Here is a 22,313-nt window from a genome sequence, read left to right as displayed (position 1 = left end):
CCGTACTCAAGTACAGGCTACGGCTAGTTTCCTAGTTTGCTCTTTGATTTTCATTGAGTATAAAAAGCAAGGAATTCGGGTTCCTTGCTTTTTAAAATCGTATGTTATAGACTATTACTTTTCTTTGCTTAAGTGAATGACTTGGTCATAGTGTTTTAAGTCTTCTTCCGTGTAATGGTGAATGACTTCTATGACTGTTTGAGGTAGGGAGAAGAGCAAGTCACTGATCTTTCTGCTATTTTCCAAGTCAAGATTGGCCTTAATCTCATCGGCTAAGATGAGCTGGCTATCATGGTAGAGGGCGCGAGCAACTTCTAGGCGTTGTTTCTCGCCACCAGATAGACTATCATTGCTGAGCGTTCGATTTTTCAAATCTTCTAATCCTGTTTTTTTGAGGATGTAAGTTAGACGTTCCTCCTTTTTATCCAGTCCTAGAAGGATATTGTCGTCCAGAGAGAGCGTGTCAAAGTAATGGCTATCTTGGAGGATATAGGAACTAAGGCTTATAATTTCTTGACGTGATAGGTTTTGACCAGCAAAGCTAATCTGTCCACTTGTCGGTATCTCTTCTCCATGAATGATATCGAGGAGGGTTGTCTTACCAGAGCCACTCTCCCCGATAATGGCAATTTTTTCTCCTTGTTTGATGTGTATGGAAATAGGATATAAGAGGATATTCCCCTCTTTTTCAAGGGAGATGGTGTCAAGTTGGATAGGGAAAATATTTTCGATGCTTCTAGGCGAGATGGATTCAGACTGGCCCAAAAGTTTTTGGTATTTGTTGAGAAGACTTCGAGTTGCTTTTCGGGTGTTGGTAAAGTAGGCTAATTCTTGGAATTGATAGCCGATATTATGGGAAACCAGATAGATGGCCACAAAACTAGCCGCATCTATATAATTATAGTAGGTCATAAAGCCACCGATGACGATAGGTGTGACAGAACAGAAGGCATCAATGCTATTGATTAAGAGACTGTTTAAGGTTCGTTGTTTTTCATAGTTGATTTCGGCATCTAGACTGGTTTGTAATTGCTTTTGATAGCGAGAAAAAAAGAAGTTTTGTCCCTGATAATGGCGAATTTGTTGGCTGCCGCCAATAAAATTTGTCAAGCTTGCTAAGTAGCTCTGGTTAACAGTTGACCGCTTTTCAGAAAGTGAATCCAAACGCTTTGATCCGATAGCGCTGCAGAGTACAGGAAAGGAGTAGAAGAGAATGAAAATAAGACCCAAGTAAAAATTGGTCCATAAGGCATAGAGGATAGACACGGTGGTGAAACCAAGAGAAGAAATGATGATGACCGTTGGTTCGATATAGCTTTCTTCTAGTTGCTTGACGTCGTTTTCGAGGTCAGACAAAATATCCTTTTCATCAATCTCATAACTGTTTAAAAATCGCTTGAAAATAGCACTCTTGATTCCATATTTGAAATCAGTAATCAAGCGGGAATAGTAGTAACGTTTCCCAGCTAAGCCCAGTAATAGAATGAGGTTTCCAAGGATTCCCAAAATCAAAACTTTCCAAAGAAGGCCTAGTTCTTGATTGGTAAAACTAGCAACAATATTCTGAACAAGGGCTGGTGTGATAATTGCTTCCAGCCAAGTAATGGCAATAGAAAAGAAGTAAAGTACAAGGTGCTTTTTAGTAACAAATCTTCTCAGCATAAAGAGTTACCCTCCTTATCGATATACATGGAATCAGTTTTAAAGTTATTATACTCCTTTTTATCAAATACGTCATATAAAAATGGAAGTCTTAAGGACGAAAAAAGCCTAGCGAGTTATTGTCGCTAGACTCTGATATTATTGCAAATTAACCTTGTTTTTCAAGATGTAGTAGGTTCCGAGATAAAAGATAGCTATGAATATGAGTTCTTCAACAATGCCTATGGTCGCTCCCATATAGAAATTATCATTAAATCCTGCTAGTGAATTGGCATAGAAGTTAGAACTGGTATTGAAGAAGATTTCAATAAATCCAATGACGATTCGGATTCCGATGTAGGCTACAACAGCAAGTGCTGTACGGTATTCATTGAAAAGTTGTCCGATGGAAATGGCCAAGTAAATGCAGAGGATTCCTGAGATTGTACTAAGTAGGAAGGATAAGACAGTAAGACCAAAGCCGGTAAAATGTTCTCCAACAAATGACAGAAGAGTAGAAAGTTGAACTCTATCAGAATCTGTTGACAGTAATATAATATAGATACATAGGAGTAAGACAGCAGTGCTAATTATCGACCAGATAAAGGCACCGACTAGTTTAGCTGTAATGATATGGTGTTCGGAAACTGGAAGGGTCAAAGTTAGATAGCCTTGTCGGTCATAGACACTACCTTTGAATCGTTTAATAATCAAGAAAATGGTTGAAATTCCAAGTGTAAGCATCAAGCCCCCAAAGACTGCAGCTAGAAAGAATAGCATAGTAGGTTGACTTTCTTGGTAAGGTAGATTTTTAAAGGCTTGTGTCTGTAATCCGATAAGGGCAGAAAGGATGAACACGGCAGCGTAGAGGGCTAAATACCACTTGTTAACATTTTTAAATTCGTAGCGAACTAAATTCCAAAACATAATAATCTCCTTTGCTTAAGCCTTAAATTCCTGACGGAAGAGTTGGTCGATGGATTCACCAGACTCATAGCGAATATCATCTACATTGCCTTGACGGACGACTTTTCCGTCCTTTAGGAAGACAATTTCATCTAAGATTGGCTCGATATCAGCAATCAAGTGAGTAGAAATCAAAACGCTAGAAGTTGGGGAGTAGTTGTTGATGATAGTATTGAGGATGTAATCACGGGCTGCTGGGTCCACCCCACCAATGGGTTCGTCCAAAACGTAGAGGCGAGCATCACGGCTCATAACCAAAATCAGTTGCACCTTTTCTTTGTTTCCTTTTGATAGTTTCTTTAAGCGACTATTTTCATCAATGCCAAGGTCTGCAAGTAGATGATGGGCGCGTTCAAGATTGAAATCTTTATAGAAGGTCTTGAAGTAGGTAAGGGCTTCTTTGACCTTCATTTGCTCATTGAGATAGGTTGTATCAGGTAGATATGATACGATAGCCTTTGTTGCTGGACTTGGGTCCATGTCGTTGATAAGGACTCGTCCTAAATCTGGTTGTAAGAGGCCATTGATGAGTTTAATCAGGGTTGTTTTTCCTGAGCCGTTTGGGCCGAGGAGACCGACAATTTTTCCAGCTGGAATGTCAAGGGAAACATTTTCAAGGGCTGGGGTTGCTCCATAAGATTTGGATACATTTTCAAATGCTAGTAATGACATAGGCTTAAACTCCTTTAATATAATCGCCGACTACGCCTGGTAGTTCTTCTTTTTCATAGCCAAAATGGGTCATGGAGGAAACGAAGTGTTCCAATTCTTCTTCTGATAATTGTTTGCGCGATTGGGCGATCAGCTCCTTATCTTCAGTCACAAACCGTCCAGTTGTTCGCTTGCTGTAGACAAATCCTTCTCGTTCAAGGTCTGACAAGGCTCTTTGGATGGTGTTGGGATTGACACCAGCCTCGCTAGCCAGCTCTCGCACGGTTGGAAGTTGTTGATTGGGTTCCAGTGTATGGGAAACAATCTGAAGCTTGATTTTCTCCATAATCTGTAAATAGATGGGTTTTTTGTTGTCAAATGTCCAGGACATCTTGGTCTCCTTTCTTTTATCTTTTTGTCTTAATTAAATAATACAACAAAACAAAAAACTTGTCAAGCAAAAAGAAGAATTGTTTTGGGAATTGTTTAAAAAATGGTATAATGAAAAGAAAACGATAAGGAGGGAAAGGATGCGTTGTCCAAAATGTGGGGCTACCAAGTCAAGTGTTATCGATAGTCGCCAAGCAGAAGAAGGGAATACTATTCGTAGAAGACGTGAGTGCGACGAATGCCAACACCGTTTTACAACCTACGAACGAGTAGAAGAAAGAACCTTAGTGGTTGTTAAAAAAGATGGCACACGGGAACAATTCTCCAGAGATAAAATTTTTAATGGGATTATCCGCTCAGCCCAGAAACGTCCTGTGTCAAGTGATGAAATCAACATGGTAGTCAATCGTATCGAACAGAAACTCCGTGGTCGAAATGAAAATGAAATTCAAAGTGAGGACATTGGTTCACTCGTCATGGAGGAGTTGGCTGAACTGGACGAGATTACCTATGTACGTTTTGCCAGTGTCTATCGTAGTTTTAAGGATGTCAGTGAGTTAGAGAGCTTGCTCCAACAAATCACCCAGTCCTCTAAAAAGAAAAAGGAAAGATAAATGAAGCCAATTGACCGTTTTTCTTATCTAAAGAATAATCGGGTGTCGCAAGATACCTCATCTCTGGTACAGTGCTACCTCCCGATTATCGGTCAGGAGGCACTGAGCCTTTATCTTTATACAATCAGTTTTTGGGATAATGGCAGAAAGGAATACCTCTTTTCAAACATTCTTAACCATCTTAACTTTGGAATGGATAGATTGATAAAATCTTTGAAAATCCTATCCGCTTTTAATCTCTTAACCCTCTATCAAAAGGGAGACGTTTATCAGCTAGCCCTCCATACTCCACTTTCGAGTCAGGACTTCTTGGAACATCCTGTTTATCGCAGACTTTTGGAGAAAAAGATTGGTGATGCAGCTGTGGAGGATTTAAAAGTTGAAAGTGCTGAGGGAGAAGAAATACCTGTCTCACTCAATCAAGTCTTTCCAGACTTGGCAGAACTGGGAAGTCAAGAAGACCTTGGTCTCAAGAAGAAAGTGGCCAACGATTTTGACTTGGACCATTTTCGTCAGCTTATGGCTCGAGATGGACTTCGCTTTGCGGATGAGCAGTCCGATGTCTTGAACCTCTTTGCCATTGCTGAGGAAAAGAAGTGGACTTGGTTTGAAACCTATCAATTGGCCAAGTCAACAGCTGTTTCCCAGGTTATTTCAACCAAACGTATGCGGGAAAAAATTGCTCAAAAACCTGTTTCCTCTGACTTTAGTCCTAAAGAAGCAACCATTCTCAAAGAGGCCAAGAGTAAGACTGCCCTGCAGTTCTTGGCAGAAATCAAGCAAACTCGTAAGGGAACCATTACCCAAACAGAAAGAGATCTCTTGCAACAGATGGCTGGCTTGGGCTTGCTGGACGAAGTCATCAATATTATTCTCTTGTTGACTTTTAATAAGGTAGATTCGGCAAATATCAATGAGAAATATGCTATGAAGGTAGCCAATGACTATGCCTATCAAAAGATACATTCGGCAGAAGAGGCAGTTCTTCGGATTCGTGAGAGAGGACAGAAGAGTCAGGCTCAAAAAAGCAGTAACTCCAGTCCTACCAAGTCCAATGTACCCAAGTGGAGCAATCCAGATTATAAGAATGAAACCAGCGAGGAAACTCGTCTGGAATTAGAACGTAAGAAACAAGAACTATTAGCTCGATTAGAAAAAGGAGGAGATTAGATGGAAAGTGTCGGAGACGTACTCAAACGTCAACCTAGCCGTTTTCATTATCAGGACTTGGTCCAGAAAATCATGAAGGACCCTGATGTTGCGGCCTTTATCCAGCAAGAATCCCTTACTCCAGAGGAATTGAATCGCAGTATCTCCAAGTTTAATCAGTACATCACCGAGCGCGACAAGTTTCTTCGTGGTGATACGGATTATATTGCCAAAGGCTACAAGCCGATTTTGGTTATGAATCATGGTTATGCGGACGTTTCTTACGAAGAAACTCCTGAACTCATCGCGGCTGAAAAAGAAGCGGCTATTAAGAACCGTCTCAAGTTAATCAATCTGCCAGCGAGTCTTAAGAAAGCTAGTTTAGCTCAAGTAGATTTGGATGATTTGGGGCGCTTGCCAGTTTTTGAAAAGCTATTAGCCTTCGTGGAGCAATATCCAACTATTCGAAAAGGTCTTTACTTATATGGAGACTTTGGTGTGGGTAAAAGTTTCATGGTGGCTGCCTTAGCCCATGATTTATCAGAAAAACGTGGAGTTTCATCAACCCTTCTTCACTATCCTAGCTTTGTCATTGATGTCAAAAATGCAATCGGTGATGGCAATGTGAAGACCTTGGTGGATGAGCTTAAGCTTTCTGAAGTTCTGATTTTAGATGACATTGGTGCCGAGCAGTCAACAGCTTGGGTGCGTGACGAAATCCTGCAGGTCATTCTCCAATATCGGATGCAGGAAAATTTACCGACCTTTTTCACCTCCAACTTCAACTTTGAAGAATTGGAGCAGCATTTTGCTAAAGGGAAACATGGAAATGACGAAACCTGGGAAGCCAGACGCGTCATGGAACGCATCCGTTATTTGGCTGAGGAGACTCGTTTAGAAGGAGTGAACCGTCGATGACAGAAACAATCAAATTAATGAAGGCTCACACTTCAGTGCGCAGATTTAAGGAGCAAGCCCTTCCTCAGGAAGACTTGACTGAAATCCTGACAGCAGCCCAGATGGCCTCGTCTTGGAAGAATTTCCAATCCTACTCTGTGATTGTGATACGAAGTCAAGAGAAGAAAGATGCCTTGTATGAATTGGTGCCTCAAGAAGCCATTCGCCAGTCAGCTGTTTTCCTTCTCTTTGTCGGAGACTTGAACCGAGCAGAAAAGGGAGCCCGACTTCATACAGACTCATTCCAACCCCAAGGTGTGGAAGGTCTCTTGATTAGTTCAGTCGATGCGGCTCTTGCTGGTCAAAATGCCCTGCTGGCAGCTGAAAGCTTGGGCTATGGTGGTGTGATTATCGGTTTGGTTCGATACAAGTCAGAAGAAGTGGCAGAGCTTTTTAACCTGCCTGACTACACCTATCCTGTCTTTGGGATGGCACTAGGAATACCAAATGAAGAACATGAAGTCAAACCTCGTTTGCCATTGAATCAAGTGGTATTTGAGGAAGAATACCGAGAACAGTCAACTGATGCAATCGAAACTTATGACCGTGTACAGGCGGACTATGCTGGAGCACGTGCGACCACAAGCTGGAGTCAGCGCCTAGCAGAACAGTTTGGTCACGCAGAACCAAACTCAACTAGAAAAAATCTCGAACAGAAGAAGTTATTGTAGAAAGTGAGAAATTATGGCCCTACCAACTATTGCCATTGTAGGACGTCCCAATGTTGGGAAATCAACCCTATTTAATCGGATCGCTGGTGAGCGAATCTCCATTGTAGAAGATGTCGAAGGAGTGACACGTGACCGTATCTATGCAACGGGTGAATGGCTCAATCGTTCATTTAGCATGATTGATACAGGAGGAATCGATGATGTCGATGCTCCCTTCATGGAACAAATCAAGCACCAGGCAGAAATTGCCATGGAAGAAGCAGATGTGATCGTCTTTGTCGTGTCTGGTAAGGAAGGAATTACCGATGCAGACGAATACGTAGCCCGTAAACTTTATAAAACCCACAAACCCGTTATCCTTGCAGTTAACAAGGTGGACAACCCTGAGATGCGAAATGATATCTATGATTTCTATGCCCTTGGTTTGGGTGAACCACTGCCTATCTCATCTGTCCATGGTATCGGTACAGGGGATGTACTAGACGCCATCGTAGAAAATCTTCCAAATGAATATGAAGAAGAAAATCCGGATGTCATTAAGTTTAGCTTGATTGGTCGTCCCAACGTTGGAAAATCAAGTTTGATCAATGCTATCTTGGGCGAAGACCGTGTCATTGCCAGTCCAGTTGCCGGAACAACGCGTGACGCCATTGATACCCACTTTACAGATACAGATGGTCAAGAGTTTACCATGATTGATACGGCTGGCATGCGTAAGTCTGGTAAGGTTTATGAAAATACTGAGAAATACTCTGTTATGCGTGCCATGCGTGCTATTGACCGTTCAGATGTGGTCTTGATGGTTATCAATGCAGAAGAAGGCATTCGTGAATACGATAAGCGTATCGCGGGATTTGCCCATGAAGCTGGTAAAGGAATGATTATCGTGGTCAACAAGTGGGATACTCTTGAAAAAGATAACCATACTATGAAAAACTGGGAAGAAGATATCCGTGAGCAGTTCCAATACCTGCCTTACGCACCGATTATCTTTGTATCAGCTTTGACCAAGCAACGTCTTCACAAACTTCCTGAGATGATTAAGCAAATCAGCGAAAGTCAAAACACCCGTATTCCATCAGCTGTCTTGAACGATGTCATCATGGATGCTATTGCCATCAACCCAACACCGACAGACAAAGGGAAACGCCTTAAGATTTTCTATGCCACCCAAGTGGCAACTAAACCACCAACCTTTGTTATCTTTGTCAACGAAGAAGAACTCATGCACTTTTCTTACCTGCGTTTCTTGGAAAATCAAATCCGCAAAGCCTTTGTCTTTGAGGGAACACCAATCCATCTCATCGCAAGAAAACGCAAATAAAGAAGTAGAATCTGGAATGACATTTCCAGATTTTTTTGATAGAATGAAGCTGAAGAAAACGCTGTTAAAAAGAGGTATCGATGATGGAACATTTGTTTAAATCTTTACTCATATTACCCTGTTTTTACTTTTTCAGCTGGATTGAAAAGGACAACAGAAATAGTAAATTTTTCCCAATATTTTACTATTTTTACTGGACTTACATCATCCTCTATGCTCTTTTTAGTCTTGCTTGGACAGTTTTTTCAGTCCTGTTTTTCAATATCGTCTTGAAAAATGTGGCAGACATCAAGTCCTGGGGCATTTGGCTATTATTAGTACTTCTCGCATTTGCCAGTGATTGGTTAACCTATATCTTTTTCAAAAAAATGCTTAGACTAAGACGAGAACTAGGGAAGTCTAAAAGTGGAAGGCATTGATTTATATAGATTTGTAGGAGGTGGCTTATGGTACACCTGAAATCATTTATTACAGGCTATTCCAAGGTCTATATTGGCTTAGTCACACTTATCTGGACAGGTTTCTTCTTTGTTCCTTGGGGCAGTCCGGTTCTGGGGGTGACGATTGATATCTTCAGCATTCAAAAAATCTTGCTAGTTTTTGAAATTCTGTCCATTATAATGTCCCTACTTTTCGAGAAAGTCAGCCTCTTTATTTTTGGACTTATCTGCTGTCTCTCTCTTTGGATAAATCTATTTATCCTATTTGCTCTTTTGCCCATTTTTGGAAATTAAACAGTCATAAAAGTCAGAGAGGTTAGCTTGAAAAGTAGCCTCTTTTTCCTTTTCAAAATGGGGATTCTTCCTTGAAAATAATCAGTAAATATGCTACAATTAAAAGAACATTCTAAAATATTCGGAATTTAAAGTAAGGAAAAACATGGCTAATATTTTAAAAACAATTATCGAAAATGATAAAGGAGAACTTCGTCGTCTGGAAAAGATGGCTAACAAGGTTTTCAAGTATGAAGACCAGATGGCTGCTCTTACAGATGAACAACTAAAAGCAAAAACAGTTGAATTTAAAGAACGTTATCAAAATGGGGAATCATTGGATTCGTTACTTTATGAAGCCTTTGCGGTTGTCCGTGAGGGAGCTAAACGTGTCCTAGGACTTTTCCCATATAAGGTTCAAGTCATGGGAGGGATCGTTCTTCACCATGGTGACGTGCCAGAGATGCGTACAGGAGAAGGGAAAACCTTGACGGCGACCATGCCGGTATACCTTAATGCCCTTTCAGGTAAAGGTGTCCACGTAGTTACGGTCAATGAGTACCTGTCAGAACGTGATGCGACTGAGATGGGTGAACTATACTCATGGCTTGGTTTATCAGTAGGGATTAACTTGGCTGCCAAATCTCCAATGGAGAAAAAAGAAGCCTATGAGTGTGACATTACCTACTCAACCAACTCAGAAATCGGATTTGACTACCTACGTGACAACATGGTCGTTCGTGCTGAGAATATGGTCCAACGTCCGCTTAACTATGCCTTGGTCGATGAGGTTGACTCTATCTTGATTGACGAGGCTCGTACACCTTTGATCGTATCAGGTGCTAACGCAGTTGAAACTAGTCAGTTGTATCACATGGCAGACCACTATGTAAAATCGTTGGATAAAGACGACTACATCATCGATGTGCAGTCTAAAACTATTGGTTTGTCAGATTCAGGGATTGACAAGGCTGAAAGTTACTTTAAACTTGAAAATCTCTACGATATCGAAAACGTAGCTCTGACTCACTTTATCGATAACGCTCTTCGTGCTAACTACATCATGCTTCTCGATATTGACTATGTGGTGAGCGAAGAACAAGAAATCTTAATCGTTGACCAATTTACAGGTCGTACCATGGAAGGTCGTCGTTATTCTGATGGCTTGCACCAAGCCATTGAAGCCAAAGAAGGTGTGCCAATCCAGGATGAAACCAAGACATCTGCCTCAATCACTTACCAAAACCTTTTCCGTATGTACAAGAAATTATCTGGTATGACGGGTACTGGTAAGACTGAGGAAGAAGAATTCCGTGAAATTTACAACATTCGTGTTATTCCAATCCCAACAAACCGTCCGGTTCAACGTATTGACCACTCAGACCTTCTATATGCAAGTATTGAAGCTAAGTTTAAGGCAGTTGTTGAAGATGTGAAGGCTCGTTACCAAAAAGGTCAGCCGGTCTTAGTTGGTACAGTAGCAGTTGAAACCAGTGACTATATCTCTAAGAAATTGGTAGCAGCTGGCGTTCCTCACGAAGTATTGAATGCTAAAAATCACTATAGAGAAGCTCAAATTATCATGAACGCAGGTCAACGTGGTGCGGTTACTATCGCGACCAACATGGCTGGTCGTGGTACCGATATCAAGCTTGGGGAAGGGGTTCGTGAACTTGGAGGTCTTTGTGTTATCGGTACGGAACGCCATGAAAGCCGTCGTATCGATAACCAGCTTCGTGGACGTTCAGGTCGTCAGGGAGATCCGGGTGAGTCACAATTTTACCTCTCTCTTGAAGATGATTTGATGAAACGTTTTGGTTCAGAGCGCTTGAAAGGAATTTTTGAACGATTAAATATGTCTGAAGAGGCAATCGAGTCTCGTATGTTGACACGTCAGGTTGAAGCTGCTCAAAAACGTGTTGAAGGAAATAACTACGATACTCGTAAACAAGTCCTTCAATACGACGATGTTATGCGTGAACAACGCGAGATTATCTACGCTCAACGTTACGACGTTATCACTGCAGACCGTGATTTAGCACCTGAAATTCAGGCTATGATCAAACGCACGATTGGTCGTGTCGTTGATGGTCATGCGCGTTCTAAGCAAGATGAAAAACTTGAGGCTGTTTTAAACTTTGCCAAATACAACTTGCTTCCTGAAGATTCTATTTCTCTTGAAGACTTGTCAGGCTTGTCTGATAAAGAAATCAAGGATGAACTCTTCCAACGTGCTTTGAAAGTTTACGATAGTCAGGTTTCAAAATTACGTGATGAAGATGCGGTTAAGGAATTCCAAAAAGTCTTGATTCTACGTGTTGTTGATAACAAGTGGACAGACCATATTGATGCTCTTGATCAACTGCGTAATGCAGTTGGACTCCGTGGATATGCTCAAAATAACCCAGTTGTAGAGTATCAAGCAGAAGGTTTCCGCATGTTTAATGATATGATTGGTTCCATTGAATTTGATGTGACTCGTTTGATGATGAAAGCACAAATTCATGAGCAAGAAAGACCACAAACGGAACATCATATCAGTACAACAGCCACTCGCAATATTGCTGCTCAGCAAGCAAATATGCCAGAAAATCTGGATTTGAGTCAAATCAAACGTAATGAACTTTGTCCATGTGGTTCTGGTAAGAAGTTTAAAAACTGTCACGGAAAAAGACAATAAAATGAGATAGTTTAAAGGCGGATACCTTGTGAAAAGTAAATTTTTACTTGGTGTCCGTTTGCTTTATAAGGAGATGAGTTATGGTATTTAGAGCGAAAAGTCCTAAAATTAATATTGAAGAAGTTCGTTCCATATCTAAGTTAGAAGGATTGGCTTTGGAGAGGAAAGCTCAACGCGATCAGGAGTTAGAAGCTATTATTCGTGGGGAAGATCAACGTATTCTCTTGGTAATTGGTCCGTGCTCATCGGACAACGAAGAGGCCGTTCTTGAGTATGCCAAACGTCTCGCAACTTTACAAAAAGAAGTAGCAGACCGTATCTTCATGGTGATGCGCGTTTATACTGCTAAACCTCGTACCAACGGTGATGGTTATAAGGGTTTGATTCACCAGCCAAATGCGACAGAAGCACCTAGCTTAATTAATGGCATTAAGGCCGTTCGTCATCTTCATTATCGCGTCATTACAGAGACAGGCATGACAACGGCTGATGAAATGCTTTATCCTGAAAATCTGCCTCTAGTAGATGATTTAATTTCCTATATGGCTGTAGGGGCTCGTTCGGTAGAAGATCAACAGCATCGCTTTGTTGCTAGTGGAGCAGGATTTGCGACTGGATTTAAAAACCCAACTTCTGGCAATCTCAATGTTATGTTTAATGGGATTTATGCAGCGCAAAATAAGCAAAGTTTCCTATTTCATGGGAAAGAGGTAGAGACAACTGGAAATCCACTGTCTCATGCTATTCTTCGTGGAGCAATCGATGAGTATGGGAAGAACATTCCTAATTACTACTACGATAATTTGTTAGATACCATTGTCCATTATGAGAAAATGGGCTTGGAAAATCCATTTATTATTGTGGATACCAATCATGACAATTCTGGTAAACAATATATGGATCAGATTCGGATTGTTCGTCAGACCTTGATCAATCGTGACTGGAATCAAAAAATCAAGCAATACGTTCGAGGTTTTATGATAGAGTCTTACTTAGAAGACGGCCGTCAAAATGAACCAGAGGTTTTTGGTAAGTCTATTACAGACCCCTGTTTAGGTTGGGAAAATACGGAAGCCCTCGTTCGAGAAATCTACCAAACGCTAGGAGAATAAGATGGCATTTATTGAAAAAGGTCAAGAAATTGATATTGAAGCAATTAAGGTATCAACCCAATTAACTGCTGAAGCTTTACGACAAAAGGAGCGTCGTGATAGAGAATTGGCAGATATTATTGCAGGAGAAGATGACCGTATCCTTTTGGTGATTGGTCCTTGCTCTTCTGACAATGAAGAGGCTGTGCTAGAATATGCCCGCCGTTTATCAGTCTTGCAACAGAAGGTGGCGGACAAGATTTTTATGGTCATGCGTGTTTATACAGCAAAACCTCGTACCAATGGAGATGGCTATAAGGGCTTGGTTCACCAGCCCGATACATCAAAGGCGCCTAGTTTAATCAATGGCTTACAGGCTGTACGCCAACTTCACTACCGAGTGATTACAGAGACTGGTTTGACGACTGCAGATGAAATGCTTTACCCATCAAATCTGGTTTTGGTGGATGATTTGGTCAGCTACCATGCTGTAGGTGCCCGTTCTGTGGAAGACCAAGAGCACCGCTTTGTGGCCTCAGGGATTGATGCGCCGGTCGGGATGAAAAATCCAACCTCTGGAAATTTGGGTGTCATGTTTAACGGAATATACGCCGCTCAAAATAAACAAACCTTCCTCTTCCATGGTCAAGAAGTTGAGACATCAGGAAATCCCTTGGCCCACGTCATCCTTCGTGGGGCGGTTAATGAATATGGAAAAAATGAGCCTAACTTCTATTATGAAACCTTGTTGAATGCCATTGAGCGCTATGAAACAATGGGACTCGAAAATCCCTTTATTCTCATTGACACCAACCATGATAACTCAGGCAAGCAATATATGGAGCAGATTCGGATTGTTCGCCAGACCTTGCAAAATCGTGATTGGAATGAGAAAATTAAGAGGACAGTTCGTGGTTTTATGATTGAATCCTATCTAGCAGATGGTCGTCAGAATCAACCAGAGATTTTTGGTTGCTCGATTACGGATCCTTGCTTGGGTTGGGAAAATACAGAAGCTTTGATAGAAGAAATCTATGAGAGCTTAACAAAATAAGTGAGAAGGATGGAGTTGGGGGAATCTCAACTCCTTTTGATGAGTATGATAGTTGGACACGGAATTGATATTGAAGAGTTGGCTTCGATAGAAAGAGCAGTTACACGACACGCAGACTTTGCCAAGCGCGTATTGACCACAAAGGAAATGGAACGATTTACCAGTCTCAAAGGTCGGAGGCAAATCGAATACTTAGCGGGTCGCTGGTCTGCCAAAGAAGCTTTTTCAAAGGCCTTAGGTACAGGGATTGGGAGATTGGGCTTTCAGGATTTGGAAGTCTTGAACAATGAACGCGGGGCTCCTTATTTTAGTCAGTCCCCATTTTCAGGAAAGATTTGGCTGTCAATCAGCCACACAGATCAGTTTGTGACAGCCAGTGTCATTTTGGAGGAAAATCATGCAAGCTAGTCCACATAGACCAACCAAGGCTCTGATTCATCTGGGAGCTATTCGACAAAATATTCAGCAAATGGGGGCTCATATCCCTCAAGGAACGCTCAAATTTGCAGTAGTCAAGGCTAATGCCTATGGGCATGGAGCTGTTGCTGTTGCGACGGCGATTCAGGATGAAGTTGATGGCTTTTGCGTTTCCAATATCGATGAAGCCATTGAACTCAGGCAAGCTGAACTCAGGAAGAAAATCCTTATTTTAGGAGTTTCTGAAATCGAAGCTGTTGCTCTAGCTAAAGAATACGACATCACCTTGACGGTGGCTGGATTGGAGTGGATTCAAGCACTCTTAGATAAGGAAGCGAACCTAACTGGATTGACAGTCCACCTCAAGATTGACTCAGGAATGGGACGGATTGGTTTTAGAGAGGCCGGTGAGGCTGAGCAGGCTCAAGACTTGCTCCAACAACATGGTGCTCGTGTTGAAGGGATTTTTACCCACTTTGCTACTGCAGACGAGGAATCAGATGACTACTTTAATGCCCAGTTAGAACGGTTTAAAACTATTTTAGCTAGTATGAAAGGTCTTCCAGAGCTTGTTCATGCTAGTAATTCGGCAACGACCCTTTGGCATGCAGAGACTATTTTCAATGCGGTCCGTATGGGAGATGCTATGTATGGTCTTAACCCTAGCGGAGAGGTTTTGGACTTACCCTATGACTTGATTCCAGCCTTGGCCTTGGAGTCTGCTCTGGTCCATGTCAAGACAGTTTCAACTGGAACTTGTATGGGCTACGGAGCTACCTATCAGGCAGATAGCGAGCAAGTCATCGCGACTGTGCCAATCGGCTATGCGGATGGTTGGACACGAGACATGCAGAATTTCTCTGTCTTGGTAGATGGCCAAGCTTGCCCAATAGTCGGGCGGGTTTCTATGGACCAAATTACCATTCGTCTGCCTAAGCTTTATCCTTTAGGAACCAAAGTCACCCTCATTGGTTCTAATGGGGGCAAGGAGATCACAGCTACTCAGGTAGCGACCTACCGTGGAACCATTAACTACGAGGTCGTTTGTCTCCTCAGCGATCGCATTCCGAGAGAATATTATTAGAAAAGAAAGGAGTGGAGCATGAATCTACATCAACCCTTGCATGTCTTACCTGGTGTGGGACCAAAGTCAGCAGAAAAATACGCCAAACTAGGAATTGAAAACTTGCAAGATCTCTTGCTCTACTTTCCTTTCCGATATGAAGATTTCAAGACCAAGCAGGTGCTGGAGCTAGAAGACGGTGAAAAGGCAGTTCTTTCTGGTCAAGTCGTGACTCCTGCTAGTGTCCAGTATTATGGTTTCAAGCGCAATCGCCTGCGCTTTAGCCTCAAGCAGGGAGAAGTCGTTTTTGCGGTGAACTTCTTTAACCAGCCCTATCTAGCAGATAAGATAGAGTTGGGAGTAACCCTTGCTGTATTTGGAAAATGGGATCGTGCCAAGACTAGTCTGACTGGGATGAAGGTCCTGGCTCAGGTGGAAGATGATCTCCAACCTGTCTATCGCTTGGCTCAGGGAATCAGTCAGGCCAGTCTGGTCAAGGTTATCAAGACAGCCTTTGATCAGGGACTGGATCTCTTGATAGAGGAAAATCTTCCCCAGTCTTTGCTGGACAAATACAAACTCATGTCCCGTTGCCAGGCTGTTCGCGCTATGCATTTTCCTAAGGATTTGGCAGAATACAAGCAGGCCCTTCGCCGTATCAAATTTGAGGAACTATTTTATTTCCAAATGCAATTGCAGACGCTCAAGTCTGAAAATAGAGTTCAGGGAAGCGGTTTGGTTCTGGATTGGTCTCAGGAAAAAGTGACAGCAGTTAAAGAAAATCTCCCTTTTGCCTTGACTCAAGCTCAGGAAAAGAGTTTGCAGGAAATTTTAACCGACATGAAGTCGGACCACCACATGAATCGACTCTTACAGGGAGATGTAGGGAGCGGTAAAACGGTGGTTGCAGGTCTTGCTATGTTTGCGGCGGTGACAGCTGGCTATCAGTCCGCCCTTATGGTGCCAACAGAAATCCTTGCAGAGCAACACTTTGAGAGTCTACAGAGTCTCTTCCCAGACCTAAAACTGACTCTCTTGACAGGTTCCTTGAAAGCTGCAGAAAAGAGAGAAGTCTTGGAGACTATTGTCAAGGGTGAAGCTGATTTGATTATCGGAACTCACGCTCTGATACAAGACGGGGTTGATTATGCTCGCCTTGGTTTGATTATCATTGATGAGCAGCACCGTTTTGGTGTAGGACAAAGGCGTATTTTACGTGAAAAAGGGGACAATCCAGATGTCCTTATGATGACGGCGACTCCCATTCCTAGAACCTTAGCCATCACAGCCTTTGGGGATATGGATGTTTCTATTATCGACCAGATGCCAGCAGGTCGAAAACCGATTGTGACTCGCTGGATTAAACATGAGCAACTGCCTCAAGTCTTGACTTGGTTAGAGGGGGAAATCCAAAAAGGTTCTCAAGCCTATGTCATTTCTCCCTTGATTGAAGAATCAGAAGCATTGGACTTAAAAAATGCCATCGCCTTGTCGGAAGAACTGACGGCTCATTTTGCAGGAAAAGCGGAAGTAGCCCTCTTACATGGGAAGATGAAGAGTGACGAAAAAGACCAGATTATGCAAGATTTCAAAGAGAGAAAAACGGATATCTTGGTCTCTACTACCGTTATTGAGGTAGGGGTCAATGTTCCCAATGCGACCGTCATGATCATCATGGACGCTGACCGTTTTGGTCTCAGTCAACTCCATCAGCTAAGAGGACGTGTAGGTCGGGGAGACAAACAGTCCTATGCTGTTCTCGTTGCTAATCCCAAGACTGATTCTGGGAAAGACCGCATGCGTATCATGACAGAAACAACCAATGGTTTTGTTCTTGCTGAGGAGGACCTGAAAATGCGTGGTTCAGGTGAGATTTTTGGAACAAGACAGTCTGGACTTCCTGAGTTTCAAGTAGCTGATATTATCGAAGATTTTCCGATTTTAGAAGAAGCTAGAAAGGTGGCTAACTATATCAGTTCTATTGAAGGCTGGCAAGAGGATCCAGAATGGCGCATGATTGCCCTTCATATGGAAAAGAAAGAACATTTAGATTAATACTCTTCGAAAATCAAATTCAAACCACGTCAGCTTCGCCTTGCCGTACTCAAGTACTGCCTACGGCTAGCTTCCTAGTTTGCTCTTTGATTTTCATTGAGTATAAGCTTTCTCTAAGGAAAACTTAAGCTAGCTTTTAGGTTTAACCTTTATACTAGAGTCATCAAAAAGAAACGAGGACTCTCACATGACCGTAACGATTAAAGTAAATTACCAAACCACTTATCAAAAGAAAGAAGATAAAAATTAAATTGTGAATAGACTAAAAAGAGCTTAAGAGCTCTTTTTTCTTGCTAAAAACCACTTTTAAGCGTTAGGAAATAAGGAGAGGAATTCAAATTCACTTTCTATTTACCCTTCTTTCTTGCAATGCTTTTCTAAATATGCTACAGTTGTGGTAGCGATTACAAAAATGAAGGAGCATGTTATGAAAAATCCAGCTTTATTAGAAGAAATCAAGACTTATAAAGGAAGGGATGAGGTTCCAGAAGACTTTGATGCTTTCTGGGATGAGGAAGTGAAAAAAGTTTCAACACTTCCAGCCTACCAGTTGGAGGAGAGAGATTTCCATATTCCTCAAGTCAAGTTCTATGAGTTAACTTTTAAAGGTAGCAATGAAGGTCAAGTTTATGCACGTCTAGTTATCCCAAAGAGTGAAGAAAAAGTTCCTGTGATTTTCCATTTTCATGGCTATATGGGTCGTGGCTGGGACTGGACTGACATGTTGGCCTTTACTGTAGCTGGTTATGGTGTTGTGTCTATGGATGTGCGTGGTCAATCAGGTTATTCTCAAGATGGTTTACGCTCACCTCTGGGCAATACTGTGAAAGGGCACATTATCAGGGGCGCAGTGGAAGGACGAGACCAGCTTTTTTATAAGGATGTTTATCTGGACATTTACCAGTTGATCGAAATTGTTGCTAGTCTGCCTGAGGTAGATGAGAAGCGCCTTTCTAGCTATGGTGCCTCGCAAGGAGGGGCTCTAGCCTTGGTTGCGGCGGCGCTTAATCCTCGAATTGAGAAAACTGTTGCCATCTATCCTTTCTTGTCAGACTTCAGACGGGTGCTTGAGATTGGTAATACTAGCGAGGCTTACGACGAACTTTTTCGTTATTTCAAGTTTCACGATCCCTTCCACGAAACTGAGGAGGAAATCATGGCGACCCTTGCTTATATCGATGTGAAAAATCTTGCCCATCGTATCAAGGGTGAGGTTAAAATGATTACGGGCTTGGACGACGATGTTTGCTACCCTATTACCCAGTTTGCGATTTACAACCGTCTGACCTGCGATAAGGCCTATCGCATCATGCCTGAGTATGCCCATGAAGCTATGAATGTTTTTGTCAATGACCAAGTCTATAACTGGCTATGTGGAAGTGAAATTCCTTTTAAATATATCAAATAATCATTGAGAGAGCCTTATTGTACTGCCCTAAGTTTAGTCTAGCTTTTTGGATTTAGTGCAATAGAGTTCTCTTTTTTAGTTCAAAAACAGAAAGTACTTTCAAAGAATATTAGAATATTAAAACATTCCTGAAAGTAAAATCTATTCTATGACAAGCTCGATAAAAACCAATAACTTTGTTGTATAATAAAGGAAAAGTCACTAGGAAAGGAGTAAAATAGCTACTGTTTGCCATTCAGATAGCTAGGTAGAGAAAGAGAGACTGATGGGGGCTCCCGCTTGTTTCATACTTTCTTATTAGTATCTCCATATTTATAGGGAGTAAAAATTTCAAGATAAAAAGAAAGCGCTTTAATTATATAGAAGTGAAAGGAAAAAAGATGGATAAGAAATATGTTGATAGAAAACAGAGATATGGAATTCGTAAATTTGCAGTGGGTGTAGCCTCTGTAATCATTGGTGCAGTGATCTTTGGAGTAAATCCTGTATTGGCAAATGAGCAAGGAAACTCAACTGTAACCGCTGCTGAAAATAACAATCCAGGCTTAACGGAATTACCAAAAGAATCCTCTTCAGGAAGTCTTGCCCATTTAGATAGTGAACTAGCTGGAAAATTGGCAACAGCGAAAGACAATGGTGTGGAAGTTGATCAGGATAAGTTGAAGAAAAATGAGACTACTGAAGCAGAGACGGCCACTCCAACAAATACACCTGCAGCTGACAATACGCCAGCTCCTGCTGAAAACCCTAAGGTAGATTCTACATCCACAGAAGCTACTAACAAGGAACAAGATAAAGAAGAAGAGGGAGTGATTCCTCGAGATTATTATGCTAGAGACATCGCAAACGCAACTCCAGTAGTGGAAAAAGAAGATGTTGAAACAAATTCGAAGAATGGTCAACGTGTAGATTTAGCCAGTGAATTAGATACATTGAAGAAACTTCAAAATGCGACCATTCATATGGAATTCAAGCCAGATGCAAAAGCTCCAGCATTTTATAATCTATTCTCAGTGTCTAGTGATAAGAAAAAAGATGAGTACTTCACCATGGCTGTTCTCAACAATACAGCCTTAATTGAGGGACGTGATGCAAATGGAGCACAATTTTATGATAAATATACGGATGCTCCATTGAAAATTAAGCCTGGGCAGTGGAATTCAGTTACCTTTACTGTTGAAAGACCGAATGCAGAAAATCCAGAAGGAAAAGTTAGACTCTATGTAAATGGTGTATTGTCACGTACCAGTTTGAAGTCTGGTAAATTTATCAAGGATATGCCAGATATTACCCATGCCCAACTTGGTGCAACAAATCGAGCAGGGAGCTCAGTTTGGGGAGCAAATTTACAGGTTCGTAATTTAAGTGTTTATGATCGTGTATTAACTCCAGAGGAAGTTCAAAAACGGAGTCAATTGTTTGAGAGATCTGATTTGGAGCAAAAGCTACCAGAAGGGGCTAAAGTTACTGAAAAACAAGATGTCTTTGAAGGTGGTGTGCATAACAAACCAAATAAAGATGGCATCAAGAGTTATCGTATTCCTGCTCTTCTTAAGACAGATAAAGGTACTCTGATTGCTGGTGCAGATGAGAGACGCTTGCATCACTCTGACTGGGGTGATATCGGTATGGTCGTCAGACGAAGTGAGGATAAGGGGAAAACATGGAGCGATCGAGTAACGATTACAAATTTACGAGACAATCCAAAAGCTTCTAATCCATCAATCGGTTCTCCAGTGAACATTGATATGGTTTTGGTTCAAGATCCTGCAACAAAACGAATTTTTTCTATCTATGATATGTTCCCAGAAGGGCAAGGAATCTTTGGAATGGCTGCTCAAAGAGAAGAAGCCTATAAACAAATCGATGGAAAAACTTATCAAATCCTCTACAAAGAAGGTGAAGAAGGTTCTTACACAATTCGTGAAAATGGGACAGTTTATACACCAGATGGCAAAGCAACAGATTACCGTGTTGTTATAAATCCAGTGAAACCAGCTTATAGCGATAAAGGAGATTTGTATCAAGGGGAACAACTATTAGGTAATATTTATTTCACAAGTAATAAAACGTCTCCATTTAGAGTTGCTAAGGATTCTTATCTATGGATGTCTTACAGTGATGACGATGGTAAGACTTGGTCAGCACCTCAAGATATAACGCCAATGGTAAAAGCCGATTGGATGAAATTCTTAGGGGTTGGGCCTGGAACAGGAATTACTCTTCATACTGGACCTCATAAAGGTCGAATCATTGTACCTACTTATACAACTAATCAGACCAACCACTTAAACGGTTCTCAATCATCTCGGATTATCTACTCAGATGACCATGGTAAGACTTGGCATATGGGAGGTGGTGTGAATGACCATCGTACGCTGACTGATGGCACTGTGATTGACTCAAGTACCATGAGTAATTATTATGCTCAAAATACTGAGTCCTCTGTTGTACAATTAAATAATGGAGATCTCAAGCTCTTCATGCGTGGCTTGACAGGGGACCTTCAAGTTGCTACTAGTAAAGATGGTGGAGTAACTTGGGAAAATGATATAAAACGTTATGCGGATGTCAAGGATGTTTACGTTCAATTGGCTGCTATTCATACGATGCATGATGGAAAAGAGTATATTGTTCTTAGTAATGCAGGTGGGCCAGGACGTTTCAACGGTTTGGTACACTTAGCCCGTGTCGAAGAAAATGGAGAGCTGACTTGGCTTAAGCATAATCCTATTCAAAGTGGTAAGTTTGCCTACAATTCTATTCAAGATCTCGGAAATGGCGAATATGGTTTGCTTTATGAGCATGCAGATAACAACCAAAATGAATATACCTTGTCTTATAAGAAATTCAATTGGGATTTCTTAAGTAAGGATATGGTTTCTCCAACTGAAGCAAAAGTGACACATGCCGTACATATGGGTCAAGGCATTATTGCCATGGAATTTGATTCAGAAGTATTGGTCAATCAAGCACCAACATTACAGCTTGCAAATGGTAAGACAGCTACCTTTATGACGCAATACGATACAAAGACTCTATTGTTTACAGTAGATCCTGAGGATATTGGTCAAAAAGTTACAGGCTTAGCAGAAGGCGCTATCGAAAGCATGCATAATTTACCAGTATCTGTAGCAGGTTCCAAACTTACTCATGGCCTAAATGGAAATGAAGCAGCAACCAATGAAAGTCCTGAATTTACAGGTGCAGCAAATGGCCAAGAAGGCGCAGTTACAGAAGCAGCTCCAGAATATACAGGGCCATTAGCGACTGTGGGTGAAGAAGCAGCTCCAACCCTAGAATCCTCTGAATATACTGGTTCGATTGCAACAGTAGGCGAAGACGTAGCCCCAACTCTAGAAAAATCTGAATTTACAGGTGGAGTAAATGGAGTAGAAGCTCTAGTGACTGAAATTCCAGAATACACAGGGGGAGCAAATTATGTTCTAGCAGCTTCAAACGAAGTTCC

At 41.6% G+C, this 22,313-nt stretch carries 19 protein-coding genes; 15 read left to right on the top strand and 4 right to left on the bottom strand.

Going from position 1 to position 22,313, the window contains the following annotated elements; translation table 11 throughout:
* Positions 1 to 114: 114 nt before the first annotated feature.
* The 4 genes from gggC to HMPREF1117_RS09270 all read right to left on the bottom strand — a co-directional run bounded on the left by gggC (position 115) and on the right by HMPREF1117_RS09270 (position 3,649).
* A complete protein-coding gene (gggC, locus tag HMPREF1117_RS09285; protein ID WP_000946122.1) occupies positions 115 to 1,662 on the bottom strand; it encodes a streptosactin export ABC transporter GggC in 1,548 nt (515 codons plus the stop codon).
* 138 nt (positions 1,663 to 1,800) lie between these two features.
* Positions 1,801 to 2,568, bottom strand: a complete 768-nt coding sequence (locus HMPREF1117_RS09280; RefSeq protein ID WP_000498754.1) for a hypothetical protein — start codon at positions 2,566 to 2,568, stop codon at positions 1,801 to 1,803.
* Between the two features lie 15 nt (positions 2,569 to 2,583).
* Positions 2,584 to 3,279 carry an ABC transporter ATP-binding protein gene (locus tag HMPREF1117_RS09275; protein WP_000054193.1) on the bottom strand — a complete coding sequence of 232 codons (696 nt, stop codon included), beginning with the start codon at positions 3,277 to 3,279 and terminating at the stop codon, positions 2,584 to 2,586.
* A gap of 4 nt (positions 3,280 to 3,283) precedes the next feature.
* Positions 3,284 to 3,649, bottom strand: a complete 366-nt coding sequence (locus HMPREF1117_RS09270; protein WP_000119149.1) for a GntR family transcriptional regulator — start codon at positions 3,647 to 3,649, stop codon at positions 3,284 to 3,286.
* Between the two features lie 139 nt (positions 3,650 to 3,788).
* On the opposite strand from HMPREF1117_RS09270, the gene nrdR reads away from it, so the two are divergent.
* The 15 genes from nrdR to HMPREF1117_RS09195 form a co-directional block, all read left to right on the top strand.
* Positions 3,789 to 4,262, top strand: coding sequence for a transcriptional regulator NrdR (gene nrdR, locus HMPREF1117_RS09265; RefSeq protein ID WP_001203672.1), 474 nt, complete (start codon positions 3,789 to 3,791; stop codon positions 4,260 to 4,262).
* The gene (locus HMPREF1117_RS09260; protein WP_000802370.1) at positions 4,263 to 5,432 is read left to right on the top strand and encodes a DnaD domain protein; all 1,170 of its coding nucleotides are present in this window, start codon (positions 4,263 to 4,265) and stop codon (positions 5,430 to 5,432) included. It begins immediately after the preceding gene.
* The gene (gene dnaI / locus HMPREF1117_RS09255; RefSeq protein WP_000446505.1) at positions 5,433 to 6,329 is read left to right on the top strand and encodes a primosomal protein DnaI; all 897 of its coding nucleotides are present in this window, start codon (positions 5,433 to 5,435) and stop codon (positions 6,327 to 6,329) included.
* Positions 6,326 to 7,039, top strand: coding sequence for an NADPH-dependent oxidoreductase (locus HMPREF1117_RS09250; RefSeq protein WP_000140818.1), 714 nt, complete (start codon positions 6,326 to 6,328; stop codon positions 7,037 to 7,039). Before dnaI ends, HMPREF1117_RS09250 begins: the two co-directional genes overlap by 4 nt.
* A 13-nt stretch (positions 7,040 to 7,052) precedes the next feature.
* Entirely contained in the window at positions 7,053 to 8,363 is a 1,311-nt protein-coding gene (gene der, locus HMPREF1117_RS09245; protein WP_001207696.1) for a ribosome biogenesis GTPase Der, read from the top strand.
* 83 nt (positions 8,364 to 8,446) lie between these two features.
* Entirely contained in the window at positions 8,447 to 8,782 is a 336-nt protein-coding gene (locus HMPREF1117_RS09240; RefSeq protein WP_025171607.1) for a hypothetical protein, read from the top strand.
* Positions 8,783 to 8,809: 27 nt separating this feature from the next.
* On the top strand, positions 8,810 to 9,097 hold the full coding sequence (locus tag HMPREF1117_RS09235; protein ID WP_000233472.1) for a hypothetical protein: 288 nt from the start codon (positions 8,810 to 8,812) through the stop codon (positions 9,095 to 9,097).
* A 145-nt stretch (positions 9,098 to 9,242) separates the two neighbouring features.
* The gene (gene secA, locus HMPREF1117_RS09230) at positions 9,243 to 11,756 is read left to right on the top strand and encodes a preprotein translocase subunit SecA (protein ID WP_001284120.1); all 2,514 of its coding nucleotides are present in this window, start codon (positions 9,243 to 9,245) and stop codon (positions 11,754 to 11,756) included.
* 80 nt (positions 11,757 to 11,836) lie between these two features.
* A complete protein-coding gene (locus HMPREF1117_RS09225; RefSeq protein ID WP_000231869.1) occupies positions 11,837 to 12,868 on the top strand; it encodes a 3-deoxy-7-phosphoheptulonate synthase in 1,032 nt (343 codons plus the stop codon).
* Between the two features lies 1 nt (position 12,869).
* Complete coding sequence (locus HMPREF1117_RS09220) at positions 12,870 to 13,901, top strand: 3-deoxy-7-phosphoheptulonate synthase (protein WP_000864054.1); 1,032 nt, start codon at positions 12,870 to 12,872, stop codon at positions 13,899 to 13,901.
* 45 nt (positions 13,902 to 13,946) lie between these two features.
* On the top strand, positions 13,947 to 14,309 hold the full coding sequence (gene acpS / locus HMPREF1117_RS09215) for a holo-ACP synthase (protein ID WP_025171606.1): 363 nt from the start codon (positions 13,947 to 13,949) through the stop codon (positions 14,307 to 14,309).
* A complete protein-coding gene (gene alr / locus HMPREF1117_RS09210; protein WP_001148938.1) occupies positions 14,299 to 15,402 on the top strand; it encodes an alanine racemase in 1,104 nt (367 codons plus the stop codon). Before acpS ends, alr begins: the two co-directional genes overlap by 11 nt.
* A gap of 18 nt (positions 15,403 to 15,420) precedes the next feature.
* On the top strand, positions 15,421 to 17,436 hold the full coding sequence (gene recG / locus HMPREF1117_RS09205; RefSeq protein ID WP_001048787.1) for an ATP-dependent DNA helicase RecG: 2,016 nt from the start codon (positions 15,421 to 15,423) through the stop codon (positions 17,434 to 17,436).
* Positions 17,437 to 17,863: 427 nt separating this feature from the next.
* Positions 17,864 to 18,844, top strand: a complete 981-nt coding sequence (locus tag HMPREF1117_RS09200; RefSeq protein WP_000795095.1) for an acetylxylan esterase — start codon at positions 17,864 to 17,866, stop codon at positions 18,842 to 18,844.
* Positions 18,845 to 19,224: 380 nt separating this feature from the next.
* The coding region (locus HMPREF1117_RS09195; protein ID WP_000359179.1) for an SIALI-17 repeat-containing surface protein at positions 19,225 to 22,313 on the top strand (3,089 nt) is incomplete at its 3' end.

Source organism: Streptococcus sp. SK643, from assembly GCF_000259505.1.
Lineage (GTDB): Bacteria > Bacillota > Bacilli > Lactobacillales > Streptococcaceae > Streptococcus.
The sequence above is the reverse complement of the archived record's forward strand: the minus strand, read 5'-3'. Positions and strand labels throughout refer to the sequence as shown.